At 67.4% G+C, this 14146-nt stretch carries 13 protein-coding genes; 9 read left to right on the plus strand and 4 right to left on the minus strand.

Translation table 11 applies throughout. The features are described 5' to 3' along the window. Positions 1-16 precede the first annotated feature (16 nt). The 6 genes from bioB to O5O43_RS13540 all read left to right on the plus strand — a co-directional run bounded on the left by bioB (position 17) and on the right by O5O43_RS13540 (position 4504). Positions 17-1009 (plus strand): biotin synthase BioB, encoded by a 993-nt coding sequence (gene bioB, locus O5O43_RS13515; RefSeq protein WP_271086439.1) that lies wholly within the window; start codon positions 17-19, stop codon positions 1007-1009. Between the two features lie 35 nt (positions 1010-1044). After that, on the plus strand, positions 1045-1434 hold the full coding sequence (locus O5O43_RS13520) for a Tat pathway signal protein (protein ID WP_271084416.1): 390 nt from the start codon (positions 1045-1047) through the stop codon (positions 1432-1434). Between the two features lie 36 nt (positions 1435-1470). After that, on the plus strand, positions 1471-2106 hold the full coding sequence (locus tag O5O43_RS13525; protein ID WP_271084417.1) for a DUF4893 domain-containing protein: 636 nt from the start codon (positions 1471-1473) through the stop codon (positions 2104-2106). 2 nt (positions 2107-2108) lie between these two features. Continuing rightward, positions 2109-3305: an NAD(P)/FAD-dependent oxidoreductase gene (locus tag O5O43_RS13530; protein WP_271084418.1), complete on the plus strand. Its 1197-nt coding sequence runs from the start codon at positions 2109-2111 to the stop codon at positions 3303-3305. A gap of 72 nt (positions 3306-3377) precedes the next feature. After that, the gene (locus tag O5O43_RS13535) at positions 3378-3920 is read left to right on the plus strand and encodes a hypothetical protein (RefSeq protein ID WP_271084419.1); all 543 of its coding nucleotides are present in this window, start codon (positions 3378-3380) and stop codon (positions 3918-3920) included. Next, entirely contained in the window at positions 3917-4504 is a 588-nt protein-coding gene (locus O5O43_RS13540) for an OmpA family protein (protein ID WP_271084420.1), read from the plus strand. The genes O5O43_RS13535 and O5O43_RS13540 overlap by 4 nt, the downstream gene beginning before the upstream one ends. Here O5O43_RS13540 and O5O43_RS13545 read toward each other — a convergent pair. After that, positions 4501-6111 carry a serine hydrolase gene (locus O5O43_RS13545; protein WP_271084421.1) on the minus strand — a complete coding sequence of 537 codons (1611 nt, stop codon included), beginning with the start codon at positions 6109-6111 and terminating at the stop codon, positions 4501-4503. The genes O5O43_RS13540 and O5O43_RS13545 overlap by 4 nt on opposite strands. Before the next feature lie 167 nt (positions 6112-6278). Here O5O43_RS13545 and clpB point away from each other — a divergent pair, with 167 nt between their 5' ends. Both clpB and O5O43_RS13555 read left to right on the plus strand, forming a co-directional pair. Next, on the plus strand, positions 6279-8864 hold the full coding sequence (gene clpB, locus O5O43_RS13550) for an ATP-dependent chaperone ClpB (protein WP_271084422.1): 2586 nt from the start codon (positions 6279-6281) through the stop codon (positions 8862-8864). A gap of 99 nt (positions 8865-8963) precedes the next feature. Beyond that, positions 8964-9908, plus strand: coding sequence for a hypothetical protein (locus O5O43_RS13555; protein WP_271084424.1), 945 nt, complete (start codon positions 8964-8966; stop codon positions 9906-9908). 12 nt (positions 9909-9920) lie between these two features. Here O5O43_RS13555 and O5O43_RS13560 read toward each other — a convergent pair whose 3' ends face one another. From O5O43_RS13560 to dapF, 3 genes are all read right to left on the minus strand, one after another. Then, entirely contained in the window at positions 9921-10277 is a 357-nt protein-coding gene (locus O5O43_RS13560) for a hypothetical protein (protein WP_271084425.1), read from the minus strand. A gap of 14 nt (positions 10278-10291) precedes the next feature. Next, positions 10292-12655, minus strand: coding sequence for an NADP-dependent malic enzyme (locus tag O5O43_RS13565; protein WP_271084426.1), 2364 nt, complete (start codon positions 12653-12655; stop codon positions 10292-10294). Between the two features lie 80 nt (positions 12656-12735). Further along, positions 12736-13569, minus strand: coding sequence for a diaminopimelate epimerase (gene dapF / locus O5O43_RS13570; protein WP_271084427.1), 834 nt, complete (start codon positions 13567-13569; stop codon positions 12736-12738). Positions 13570-13691: 122 nt separating this feature from the next. Between dapF and O5O43_RS13575 the strand changes: the two genes are divergently transcribed. Beyond that, positions 13692-14093, plus strand: a complete 402-nt coding sequence (locus O5O43_RS13575) for a host attachment protein (RefSeq protein WP_271084428.1) — start codon at positions 13692-13694, stop codon at positions 14091-14093. Positions 14094-14146: the final 53 nt, after the last annotated feature.

Raw genomic sequence — 14146 nt, forward strand, 5'->3', positions numbered from 1 at the left:
GGGCCACCACGCCACCATGACCGATCTGTCCCTGCCCCGTCACGACTGGACCTTGCCCGAGGTGGAGGCCCTGTTCGCTCGTCCGTTCATGGAACTGGTGTTCGAGGCCGCGACCGTTCACCGCCGCTGGTTCGATCCGTCCGAGGTGCAGAAGTCCCAGCTCCTGTCGATCAAGACCGGCGGCTGCGCCGAGAACTGCGGCTACTGCTCGCAGTCCGCCAGTTTCGACACAGGGCTCAAGGCCGAGAAGCTGATGGACACGACCGCCGTCCTCGCCGAGGCCATGGCGGCCAAGGCGGGCGGGGCGAGCCGCTTCTGCATGGGCGCCGCGTGGCGCGAGCTGAAAGACCGTGACACGCCCAAACTCGCCGCCATGATTTCGGGGGTGAAGGCGCTGGGGCTGGAGACCTGCGCGACGCTGGGCATGCTGACCGCCGATCAGGCGAAACAGCTGAAGGCGGCCGGACTCGACTACTACAACCATAACCTCGACACCGGGCCGGAATACTACGCCGAGGTGGTCACGACCCGGACCTATCAGGATCGTCTCGATACGCTGGAGCATGTCCGCGACGCCGGGATGTCGACCTGCTGCGGCGGGATCGTCGGCATGGGCGAGAGCCGGCGGGACCGGGCGGGCCTGCTGCATGCGCTCGCCACCCTGCCGGTCCATCCCGACAGTCTGCCGGTGAATGCGCTGGTGCCCGTCACCGGCACGCCCCTGGGCGAACGGGTCCTCAAGAGCGGCGAGATCGATCCGATCGAGTTCGTCCGCACCGTCGCCGTCGCCCGGATCGTCTGTCCGAAGGCCATGGTCCGCCTGTCGGCCGGGCGCGAGACCATGAGCCCGGAGATGCAGGCGCTGTGCTTCCTCGCCGGAGCCAACTCCATCTTCGTCGGGGGCAAGCTCCTGACCACGCCCAATCCGGAACAGGACGAGGACGCGAAGCTGTTCGCCCTGCTGGACCTGAAACCGATGGAGCCCACTCGGGTCGAGGCGGCGGCGTAACCCGGCCTTAAGCGACCCTGTGGCACACAGGGCGCATGAAACGTCGCGCCTTTCTCGCCGCCCCGCTGGCGCTCGCCGCAACCCCCGCCCTGGCCTCGGGCGGCGGAGGCGGCGGATCGACCGGCGGCTATGTCCGCTATCCCACGATCACGGCCACCACGATCCGCTCGGACGGTCGTCGCGGGGTGATGACGGTCGAGACCGGGGTCGACACGCCGGACGCCGCGGCGAAGCTCCGCGCCGAACAGTCGCAGCCGCGCATGCGGGCGGTGTTCAACATTCTGGTCCAGCGCGAGGCCAACACCCTTCTGCCCGGCGGCGTGCCCAACGTGGAGCGGCTGCACGGCCAGCTGCAGGCGGCGGTGAACATCATCATGGGCCAGCGGACCAGCCATCTGCTGATCGGTACGGTGATGATCGTCTAGCTTGACGACGGGCGAGGCGTAGGCCCCTTTGCGGCCATGCGCCTTCTCGCCCTTTCGACCCTTCTGCTTGTCGCGGCCTGTGCGAGCACGCCTCCGCCCCCGCCTCCGCCGCCATCGGGACCGGGCGCGCCCGTGCTGCGGGACTGGCGCAGCATCGTCACGGCCACGGACCGAGACCGCTATATCCGTCGCGACGCCGCCTGGCGACTGGCGCTCGAGCAAGCGCGACGCCAGCCCGGCTCCGGCGATCTGCGCTCATTGGGCGATCTGATCGACCAGGACGCCGCCCGGAGCACCGTCACGCCGCCGGTGGGCGAGTATCGCTGCCGCACCGTCAAGCTGGGGTCGCAGGGCGGAGAGACGGGCCTGGGCTACGTCGTCTACGACTGGTTCCTGTGCCGGATCGAACAGACGCCGCGCGGCCTGAAATTCTCCAAGACCACCGGCTCACAACGCCCGTCCGGCCTGCTGTTCCCGGAAGACTCTCGCCAGATGGTCATGCTGGGCTCCGTCGCCCTGGCCGCCGAGCCGCCCGCCAACTCCTATGGCCAGCGTCCCGACCGGGACATCGTCGCCGTGCTGGAGCGGATCGGCGCCGCGCGCTGGCGGCTGGTGATCCCCTGGCCGCAGAACGAGTCCAACCTCGACCTGATCGAACTGGTCCCCAACTAGCCGTGCCTCGATCCGTCGGCATCGTCGGCGCGGGCCCCACCGGCCTCGCGCTGGCCCTGATGCTGGTCCGTCAGGGACGCCGCGTGGTCGTTCACGAACGCTTCGATGAGCCGCGGCCCATCGGCGCGGGCTTCATGCTGCAGCCCACCGGGCTCAGCGTGCTCGACCACCTGGGCCTGAGCGAACGGGTCAAGGCGCTGGGCCAGCCGCTTGAACATATCTTCGGCCGCGAGGCCCGCCGCCGGCGCGTCGTGCTCGACGTCCGGTATTCAGACCTGAAGTCGCCGCGCCCCGACGGGGTCAACGCCTTGGGCGTGCACCGCGCCGCCATCTTTCAGGTGCTGTACGAGGCCTGTCTGGCCGAGGGCGTCGCCTTCGAGACCTCGCGCGAAATCGACTCGGCCTCCGACGGTCGCCTGACCGACGCGCAGGGCGTCGACGGCCCCGCCTTCGACCTGATCGTCGACGCCTCGGGCGCCCGTTCGCCCATCGCGCGCGATCTGCTGGCGAAACAACGGGGGCGGCGTCACGAACTCGAATGGGGCGCCCTGTGGACCACCGTCCCGTGGCCGGGCCAGCCGTTCGACGAAGGGGCGCTGGAACAGGTCTATCGCGGGGCCTCGCGCATGGTCGGCGTCCTGCCCGTCGGCGCCCGGCCGGGCAGCCCCGACCGACTGGCGACCTTCTTCTGGAGCCTGAAGCCCCGCGATCACGACGACTGGCTGCGCGCCGGGATGGAGCGGTGGAAGGCCGAGGTGCGCGGCCTGTGGCCCGAGGTGGCGGGCCTGCTGGAGACCCTGCCCGATGCCGAGGCCCTGACGCTTGCCCGCTACGGCCACCACACCCTGCCCCTGCCGATCGCCGACCATTTGGCCGTCGTCGGCGACGCCGCTCATTCGACCAGCCCCCAGCTGGGTCAGGGGGTGAACATGGGTCTGTTGGACGCCTTCGTCCTCGCCGAGACCCTGGCGACCCATGCCGAGCTCGACGAAGCCCTGACCGCGTACGCCCGCATCCGCCGCTGGCATGTGCGGCTGTATCAGGCCCTGTCGATGGGATTCACGCCCTTCTATCAGGCGGACGGACAGGCCCTGCCCTGGGTCCGCGACCATGTGCTGGGCAAGCTGGCGCGCCTGCCCTTCGCTGCGCGAATCCTGGCCGCTACCGTGTCGGGGGTGCTGCTGGATCCGAGGGGATAGACGCGGATTGGAGGAACCCTGTTCGGGGCGGCGACGCTTAGGGCTCGACCGCTTCGCTTCAGGAGACCGCCGATGCCCTCCCGCTTCGCCCCTCGCCTCGCCCTTCTCGCCGCCGCCTCGACGCTGACCCTCGCCGCCTGCGGCCAGCCCGCGTCGGAGCCTGCGGACGCGACCGCCCCGGCCGAGAGCACGGTCACGCGAACGGATCCGACACCGCCGCCCGTCCCTGCGCCCGCCGCGCTCCAAACCCAGGCCGGCAGCGACGGCATCTCGGTCGCCTTGACCCGCGTTCAGGTCACGGGCGACGTCCTGACCGTGCAATTGTCCTATTCCAAGGCAACCGAGAATTCCGCGACCCAGCGCTTCTCGGTCGAGGAGATCGCCGTGATCGACGACGCCACCTCCCAGCGCTACGGCGTGCTGAAGGACGCGGCCGGACGCTGGCAGGCCGCGCCGCTTCAGGCCGCTGGCAACGACAATCTGATGATCGTCGTGCGCAACGACGCTCCGACGGTCGTCTGGTTCAAATTCCCGGCCCCGCCGCCGACCTCGCCGACCGTCTCGATCAACATCCCGAACGTCGGACCGTTCGACGGCGTGCCGGTGACGCGATGAGAATCGTCCCGGCGCTTCTGGCGACGAGCGCGCTCGCCGCCTGTTCGCCGCCGGCCGATGATCCGAAGACCCCGCCTCCCGCGACCCCATCAGCCCAGGTCGCGCCCCAGACGGGCACGGTCGGCGGCCTGTCCGCCTCGGGCGCGGGACTGACGGGCGAGGTCAGCGGCCTGTCCGGAGACATCACCGCCTTCCGCGTCGAGGAGACGGCGACCCAGACCATCGTCGAGATCGCCGCCGACGTCCTGTTCGCCTTCGACAAGTCGGACCTGTCGACCCAGGCGCCGGCCCAACTGCGACGCGCCGCCGACCTGATCCGCCAAGGCGGGTCTGGCCCGGTGCAGGTCGTCGGCTACACCGACAGCCACGGCGAGGACGCCTACAACCTCGCCCTGTCTCAGAGGCGGGCCGCGTCCGTCGTCGCCTGGCTCCGCACGACCGACGGCATCCCCGCCGACCGCCTCGTCGCGGAGGGCCGGGGCGAGGCCGATCCCGTGGCCCCGAACGAAGGCGCGGACGGCAACGACTATCCCGAAGGCCGGGCGATGAACCGGCGGGTGACCATCACGATCCCGAAGGCCTAGACCTTGGTCAGCTTCAGGTCCTGGTAGTCGTAGCTGAAGTCGATGTCGGGGCTGACGCCCTTGACCCGCGCGCGGACCGGCCGTCCGCCCTCCATCTCGAAGGTGAAGAACGCGTCCTCCTCACGGTTGTCGGGGAAGCGGGTGCGCAGGGTGTCGCCGTCGTAGGGCTCCAGCGGTCCCTGCAGGGCGGGGTTGTGGGTGAAGCTCAGCCACAGGGTCGCGTCGCGCGCCTCGATGGCGATGTCGCCGTACCAGGGGTCGCGCCAGGTGCCGACGAAGGCCGAGAGCGGCACGGACGGCGGGGCGCCGACGGCCTGTTTGGCGTCGATCTCGGCGGCGGCCTTCAGCGAGGCCTCGATCCCGTCGGCTTCCAGTTTCCTGGAATCGGCGATCCAGTCGAAGCCTTGCTTGCCCATGAGGATGTCCACCAGGCCGCTGCGCAGGGTCCGCAGCAGGAAGTTTTCCTCGGCGTTGGAGAAGACCGACACCCCGGCCTTGCGGCCCGGGATCATGACGGTGAAGGAGTTGCCGCCGGGCGAGCCGCCGCCGTGGCTGACGATCCGCTCGCCGCGATAGTCCTGGACCTGATGGCCCATGGCGTAGGTCGAGGCGATGGCGCGTCCGGGCAGTTCAGCCGTCGGTCCCGGCGTGCCGGAGATGATGATGTTGGGACGCCACATCTCGGTCGCACGCGCCTCGGTGAACAGGCGGGTCCCGTCAGGCATGGCGCCGTTGCCGAGCCTGAGGATCATCCATTTGGCCCAGTCGGTCGGCGAGGCGCAGATGCCGCCGGCCGCCGCCGCCGAATCCCAGTTCCAGACGCCGACGATGCTGTCGGAAATCTTCGTCATCGGTCCTTGGTAGCGCAGGGGCGGCCCGACCCGCGCGTGGGGCAGGGCGGACTTGGCCGGGTCCGCGAGGCTCGCCATCGGCACGCTGTCGGCCATGCCGAGGCGGTCGAAGATGCGGGTCTGGACGAAGGCTTCCCACGTCATGCCCGATACGGCTTCGAGCACGGCGCCGGCCACCACGAACATCAGGTTGCAGTAGTGGTAGTTGGCGCGGAAGCCGTCCTCGATCGGCACGAACGGGACCTGGGCCAGGACCTCGGCGCGGGACCGGTTCGAGTTCGGCCAGAACAGCAGGTCCCCGGCGCCGAGGCCGAAGCCGGCGCGGTGGCTCAGCGTATCGCGCACCGTGATGTGGTCGCCGATGTACGGGTCCGACAGGGTGAAGTCGGGCAGATAGGTCTTCACCGGCTCGTCCCACTTCACCATGCCCTCGTCGACCAGCATCGCGAGGCCGGCGGCGGTGACGTTCTTGGTGTTGGAGGCGATGGCGAACAGGGTGTGTTCGTCCGCCCGGTCCGGCCGGCCCATCTCCCTGACGCCATAACCGCGCGCCAGGACCGTCTGGCCGTCCCTGACCACGGCGACGCCCAGGGCCGGCTGGTCCGGCCAGGCCGCCATGGCCGTCTTCACATAGGCGTCGATCGCCTCGGCCAGGGCCGCGTCGTCGTTGGCCGCCTGGCTCCACGAGATCGAGGGAACGGCGGCCGCTCCGGCCGAGGCGAACAGGGCGGAACGGCGGGTCAGGCGAAGCGACATGGAGGATCTCCGGAACAAGTTCGCCGACGCTAGCGCGCCGCCGGACCGGAGGCCAGCGGCGCCCCTTGTGTGCCGCTGGGGCCACACCCAGATCAATCGCAACCGAACGGCGCGTTGCTTGCTTCAGAGGACGCAGCGTTCGGAATCCGCTTTCAAAGGGATACGCCTTGAACCTCGACCTTTATTCCGACCGCGCCAAACAGGCGGTCCAGTCCGCCCAGTCGCTGGCCCTCGCCAGAAAGCACCAGCAGTTCGCCCCCGAGCATCTGCTGAAGGTGCTGCTGGAGGAGCGCGACGGTCTGGCGCGCAACCTGATCACCGCCGCCGGGGGCGACCCCGGCAAGGCCGCCGACGCCGCCGAGGCCCTGTTGAAGAAGCGGCCCCAGGTCGAAAGCGCGTCGAGCCAGCTCTATCTCGACGGCGCCACCGCCCGCGTCTTCGCCGGAGCCGAACAGGCCGCCAAGACCGCCGGCGACGCCTTCGTCACAACCGAGCGCATCCTCGCCGCCATCGCACGCGAAGGCGGCCCGGCCGGCGACGCCCTGAAGTCCGCCGGCGTCACGGCCGACAAGCTCGACGCCGCCGTCTCGGACATCCGCAAGGGCAAGACCGCCGACAGCGCCGCCGCCGAGGACGGCTACGACGCCCTGAAACGCTACGCCCGCGATCTGACCCAGGCGGCGCGCGACCAGAAGATCGACCCCGTCATCGGCCGCGACGAGGAAATCCGCCGCACCATCCAGGTCCTGGCCCGGCGCACCAAGAACAACCCCGTCCTGATCGGCGAGCCCGGCGTCGGCAAGACCGCCATCGTCGAGGGTCTGGCCCTGCGCATCGTCAACGGCGACGGGCCCGAGAGCCTGAAGGACAAGACGGTGATGGCCCTCGACATGGGCTCCCTGATCGCCGGCGCGAAATACCGGGGCGAGTTCGAGGAGCGGCTGAAGGCCGTGCTCGGCGAGGTCACGGCCGCCGAGGGCCAGATCATCCTCTTCATCGACGAGATGCACACCCTGGTCGGCGCCGGAAAGGGCGACGGCGCCATGGACGCGTCCAACCTGCTGAAACCCGCCCTGGCGCGCGGCGAGCTGCACTGCGTCGGCGCCACCACCCTGGACGAATACAGGAAGCACGTCGAGAAGGACCCGGCCCTCGCCCGGCGCTTCCAGCCGGTCTTCGTCGAGGAGCCGACGGTGGAGGACACCGTCTCCATCCTGCGCGGCCTGAAGGAGAAGTACGAGGTCCACCACGGGGTCCGCATCTCCGACAGCGCCATCGTCGCCGCCGCCACCCTGTCGAACCGCTACATCACCGACCGCTTCCTGCCCGACAAGGCGATCGACCTGATCGACGAGGCCGGGTCGCGCGTCCGCATGGCCGTCGATTCCAAGCCCGAACAGCTGGATGAGATCGACCGCCGCCTGGTCCAGCTCAAGATCGAGCGCGAGGCCCTGAAGAAGGAAACCGACTCGGCCTCGGTCCAGCGTCTGGAAACGCTGGAGGACACCATCAGCGATCTGGAGATCGAGTCCGCCGACCTGACCGCCCGCTGGAAGGCCGAGAAGGACAAGGTCGGTCAGGGCGCCCAGCTGCGCGAGACGCTGGATCGTCTGCGCGCCGAACTGGCCAGCGCCCAGAGGAACGGCGACCTCGGCCGCGCGTCCGAGATCGCCTATGGCCAGATCCCCCAGATCGAGAAGCAACTGTCGGAGGCCGAGGCCGCCGAACAGACGGCCTCGGCCCTGACGCCCGAGGTCGTCGACGCCCAGCAGATCGCCGCCGTCGTCTCCCGCTGGACCGGCGTCCCGGTCGACAAGATGCTGGAGGGCGAGCGTGAGAAACTGCTGTCGATGGAGGACGCCCTGCGCGGCCGCGTCGTCGGTCAGGACGCGGCGCTGGAAGCGGTCGCCGACGCCGTCCGCCGGGCGCGCGCGGGCCTCAACGACCCCAACCGCCCGCTGGGCAGCTTCCTGTTCCTCGGCCCCACCGGCGTCGGCAAGACCGAGCTGACCAAGGCGCTGGCCGCCTTCCTGTTCGACGACGACCAGGCCATCACCCGCATCGACATGTCCGAATACATGGAGAAGCACAGCGTGTCCCGTCTCATCGGCGCCCCTCCGGGCTACGTCGGCTATGACGAGGGCGGCGCCCTGACCGAGGCGGTGCGTCGTCGCCCCTATCAGGTCATCCTGTTCGACGAGGTCGAAAAGGCCCACCCCGACGTCTTCAACGTCCTGCTCCAGGTGCTGGACGACGGCCGCCTGACCGACGGTCAGGGCCGGGTCGTCGACTTCAAGAACACGCTGATCATCATGACCTCCAACCTGGGCTCGGAGGCGCTTGCGAACCAGGGCGAGGGCGAGGATGTCGAGGCTGTGCGCCCCTTCGTCATGGAGGCCGTCCGCGCTCACTTCCGGCCCGAGTTCCTGAACCGCATCGACGAGATCATCCTGTTCCGCCGCCTGGGCCGCGACCAGATGGCCGGCATCGTCCGCATCCAGCTTCAGCGGCTGGAAAAGCTGATGGCCGACCGGAGGCTGACCCTCTCCATCGACGACAGCGCCTTGGCCTGGCTCGCCGACAAGGGCTACGACCCCGTCTACGGCGCCCGCCCCCTGAAGCGCGTCATCCAGAAGGACCTCGTCGACCCGATGGCGAAGAAGCTGCTCGCCGGTGAGATCGCCGATGGGAGCGTGATCGCGGTGTCGGCGGGGGTGGACGGGCTGGAGATCGGGAAGGCGCGGGTGCATTAGGGGGCCGATCACCCACCCTTCCCGCCATCAAGCTGAAGAGCAAGTAGGTCGGTTGCATTAAGCAGCTTATGGTTGACGCATGATCTAGCGATCGTAAGCTTGGCTATGGATTTGCTCCAAACGATCAGAAGCGACATCGCTCAAATTCCCGACGGTGAGCACACGACCGGATTGAAGTCAGTGCTGCACCATGTTGAGGCGGCATACCGACATCTAGAGCGCGGACAGAAGGAGGGGGATGATTCCGCATTCAACGACGCCATCTACCGCACAAACCAAGCATTTGAGGGCAGCGTCAAAGAGGCATATCGCGTCTTCACCGAGCAAGATCCTGCAGGAAAAACTCCGGCTCAGATTGAGAAATACCTAGAGCAAAATTCGATATTTAAAGATCGCGTCCTTTCTCAGCTAAAAGACTATAGGACCAACTGGCGAAATCCCTCAACACACGACTATAATTTATTCTTTGATCAAGACGAAGCGTTCCTTGCTATTGTCTCTGTGTCAGCATTTGCGAAGCTTCTGGTTCGTCAGATTGCCGAGCACATCTCCTATACAGAATCGATCGCGATATCTCAAGCTATAGGCGATTTCGAGATTCCTGCAGCGGGTGATCTGTCTGACAAGGCGCAGAAAATAATAGAGGAATTCTTTGCCAGCCCCGTAAACATGCCTTCGGCCATGGTAAGCGAAGCGTCGCTCCAAGGGGCTCTCTCTGCTTACATCACGACCGCTCTGCCTAATTCCCAAGTTGATACAGAAGTTGCGTTGGGTTCTTCAAGAAACAGGGCCGACATCGTTGTGACGCTTGAGTCTGAAAAACTAATTATAGAATTAAAGCGCTGGAGAAACGATTCAGCTTGGATAGACAGTGGAGCTACTCAAGTTATGAATTATCTTCAGGCTGGAGGAATAAATAACGGTATAGTTTTATTCTATGAACCTTCGGCAAAAGAATACCATATCGCCGGCGGCTATATGAGCGGAGAGCAGCACGTAATGATGCTCACCCCATCGAACAGGTTTATTCCGAGAGACGAATAGACGATTGTCGCCCTAATCCCCCAGCACCGGCATCACCTCCACCCCGTCGCAGACGAAGATCGACATGTGCGGATGCCCGTCGAACAGCCGCACCGCCGCCTCGTGGCTCTCGGCCTTCACCACCATGAAGACGGTCAGCAGGTTGACGATGTCCTCGACCGCCCCGTCCGCGCCGATCCGCTTCGTCGGGCCCAGAGGCCCGCCGACGTAGAGGATGTCGTCCTTGTGCGCCTCTTCCCAGGCCTTGACGGCGGCGACGCCGCGCGCGGCGGTCTCGTCCTGCTGTTCCGGGGTCATCGCGCGCCAGGCCGCCCACCGGGGGCCGGTCTTGTCCGAGGTGAAGACGGCGAGATAGCGGGTCACGGCCATGGCGGTCCTTGCGGTCAGGGCTTCGTCGCGGTCTCCGCCATCGACCGTTCGGCGGCGGCCGAGGGATGAGGGGCGACGTCCTCGTCGACGGGCTCGAACTCGACCGTGACGCCCTCCTCATAGGCGGCGAAGGTGGCGGCGGTGATGATCTCGGAGACCGAGGCGCCCAGGGACACGATCTGCACCGACTTCTCCAGACCGACAAGAAGCGGGCCGATCACCGTCGCCTCGCCCAGGGCCTGGACCAGTTGGGTCGAGATGGCGGCGGAGTGGAGCGCCGGCATGACCAGGACATTGGCCTCGCGGCTCAGGCGCATGAACGGGTAGTTGGCCCTGAGCGCCGGATCCAGCGCTAGCTCGGGCGGCATCTCGCCCTCGTATTCGAAATCGACGCCCTTGTGGTCGAGGATGCGGATGGCCTCGCGCACCTTGTCGCCGCGCTCGCCCGGCGGGTTGCCGAAGCTCGAATAGGACAGGAAGGCGACGCGCGGGGTGCGGCCCAGCTTCCGGACCGTCGCCGCCGCCTGGATGGCGATATCGGCCAGTTCCTGGGCGTCCGGCAGTTCGTGGATCGAGGTGTCGGCGACGAAGATCGTGCGGCCCTTGGCCAGGACAATGGACAGGCCGATCAGGCTGTCGCCCTCGACGTCCAGCACGCGCCGGACCTCCTTCAGCACCATGTTGAAGTTGCGGGTCGTGCCCGTGACCATGGCGTCGGCCTGACCGCGCGCCAGCATGGAGGCGGCGAAATAGTTGCGGTCCTGGTTGATCATCCGCTGCACGTCGCGGCGCAGATAGCCCCGGCGCTGCAGCTTCTCATAGAGCCAGTCGGTGTATTCGACGTTCCGGTCCGACACCCGGGCGTTGACGATCTCGATGCCCATGGCGTCGAAGTCGAGACCCGCCTCGGCGGCGTTCTTCTTCACCAGGTCCTCGCGGCCGATCAGGATCGGCGTGCCCAGCTCGGCCTGTTTGAAGCCCCAAGCGGCGCGGATGACGGTCGGCTCCTCGCCCTCGGCGAAGACCACCCGCTTGTTCGGGGCGGCGCGCACGGCCGAGGAGATCTTCTGCATCAGGGCGGCGGAAGGATCGACGCGTTCGCGCAAGGAGGCGCGGTACTCGTCCATGTCGTCGATGCTGACGCGGGCCACGCCGGTGTCCATCGCGGCCTTCGCCACGAAGGGCGGGATGTACCAGATCAGGCGCGGGTCGAACGGGGTCGGGATGATGTAGTCGCGGCCGAACTTCAGCTTGCGCCCCGAATAGGCGGCGGCGACCTCGTCCGGCACGTCCTCGCGCGCCAGTTGGGCCAGGGCCTCGGCGCAGGCGATCTTCATCTCGTGATTGATGCGGCGGGCGCGCACGTCGAGCGCGCCCCGGAACAGATAGGGGAAGGCCAGGACGTTGTTGACCTGGTTCACATAGTCCGAGCGGCCGGTGGCGATGATGGCGTCGGTGCGCACCGACAGCACGTCTTCCGGCGTGATCTCCGGGTCGGGGTTGGCCATGGCGAAGATGATCGGATTGGGGGCCATGGAGGCCACCATCTCCTTGGTGATCGCGCCCTTGGCGGCGAGGCCCAGGACGACGTCGGCGCCGACCATGGCCTCGGCCAGAGTCCGGTGCGGGGTGTCGGTGGCGTGAGCGGCCTTCCACTGGTCCATGCCCGTGGGCCGGCCCTTGTAGACGACGCCGTCGCGGTCGACGATCACGGTGTTCTCGGCCCGGACGCCCATGGCCTTCATCAGGGCAATCGACGACAGGCCCGCCGCGCCCGCGCCGGCCAGGACGACCTTGACGTCCTCCAGCTTGCGCCCCGTCAGGTAGCAGGCGTTGATCAGGCCGGCCGTCGAGATGATGGCCGTGCCGTGCTGGTCGTCGTGGAAGACCGGAATGTCCAGCAGGTCCTGGAGCTCGCTTTCGATCACGAAGCATTCGGGGGACTTGATGTCCTCCAGATTGATGCCGCCCCAGGTGTCGCCGATGTTCTTGACGACGGTGATGAACTCGTCCGGGTCGGTCGTCTTCACCTCGATGTCGAAGCTGTCGACGTCGGCGAACCGTTTGAACAGGACCGACTTGCCCTCCATCACCGGCTTGGATGCCATGTGACCGAGGTTGCCGAGACCCAGGATCGCCGTGCCGTTCGAGATGACGGCGACCAGATTGCCCTTTGACGTGTAGTCATAGGCCTTGTCGGGATCCTTGCCGATCGCGATCACCGGAATGGCCACGCCCGGCGAATAGGCCAGCGACAGGTCGCGCTGGGTCGCCATGGGCTTGGTCGGCGCCATCGAGATCTTGCCCGGCGTCGGGTGCTGGTGGAAATCCAGCGCGTCCTGGTCGGAGAAGGTCTGTTTGTCGGTCAGGTCGGGCATGGGTCGCTTTCGGGCGCTTCTGGCCTCGTTGGTCTAGCGGCGGGCCTCCGTCGGGACAACCATGCTTCCCTCTGCTGCAGTCAGAGGTCCAGCACGCCCGTCCGCTCGACCTCGACCGGGCCGGTCATGAAGACGTGGCCCGAGGCCTCGTCCCAGTCGATCACCAGTTCCCCGCCGTCGACCACGACCGTCGCCTTGCGTCCCGTCAGCCCCCGACGAGCGCAGGCGACCAGGGCCGCGCAGGCGCCGGTGCCGCAGGCCTTCGTGAGGCCCGCCCCCCGCTCGAACACCCGCAGGCGGATGCGGTCCGGGCCCAGCACATGGGCGAAGCCGACGTTGACGCCTTCGGGGAACAGCGGGTGATGCTCGATCAGCGAGCCAGTACCGACCACGAAGCTGTCGTCCAGCCGGTCGGTGAAGAAGACCACATGCGGGTTGCCCATGGAAACGGCGCCCGGCGTATGCACCACGGGATCGTCGATCGGTCCGACCTGCAGCTCGATGCCGCGCGTGTCCATTTCCTCGGCCAGGGGGATTTCGCGCCAGTCCAGTTTCGGCGGTCCCATGTCGACCGTGATCCGGTTGGGGCCTGCATTCTGTGCGACCGTCCGCCCGCCCAGGGTGTCGATCGTCACTCTATCCGCACCGCTGGCCTGCATCAGCATCCAGCCGACGCAACGAAGGGCGTTGCCGCAGGTCTCGACGGTCCCCCCGTCGGCGTTCCACACCCGCATGAAGGCGTCGGCCGTATCCGAAGGCTCGATGGCGATCAGCTGGTCGAACCCCTGGCCGGTCTTCCGATCGCCGAGCGCGCGCACGGCGTCGTGCGTCGGCGCGAAGGGCCGGTCGAGCGCGTTGACGACGACGAAGTCGTTGCCGGCGCCGTTCATCTTGACGAAGGGGCGGGGGGTCATGACCGTCATATAGTCACGTCGGCCGCCGCGCCAAAATGAGGGCCTCAGGGTCGCAGCCACGCAACGCCTGCTGCCCGCGCTCGTTAGCCTGTCCCCTTAAACTGACGACGAGGCCTACCCCGATGAATCTTCCCAATGGCGCGATGGTGGCCGTGGTGGACGGCGAGAAGCTGGCCCTGTTCAAGAATACCGGCAGCGCCGCAGACGTCTCTCTCACCGCACAGCCGGTCCCCGAAATCGAGGAGCGGGCGTCCGGTTCGGCTGGTCGCATCTCAAGCGAAGCGAACCCCGACAACGACACCCAGGCCGAGGACGGCTTTGCGATGGGAGTCGCCGAGGTGCTCAACAAATGGGTGCTGAACGGCAAGGTCGACAAGCTGCTGGTCATCGCCGCGCCCAAGACGCTCGGCGAGCTTCGCAAACACTGGCACAAGGAGTTGTCGTCGCGTTTGGTCGGTGAAATCTCCAAGGACCTGACCGGCCACTCGACCGACCAGATCGCCGCCGCCATCGGCAAGGCCTGATTGTGGACGGCCCCCGGCGCGCGCTGCGTGACGGGGGCCGCGCGACGCGCTAG

The sequence above is a fragment of the Brevundimonas sp. NIBR11 genome, assembly GCF_027912535.1.
Classification (GTDB): domain Bacteria; phylum Pseudomonadota; class Alphaproteobacteria; order Caulobacterales; family Caulobacteraceae; genus Brevundimonas.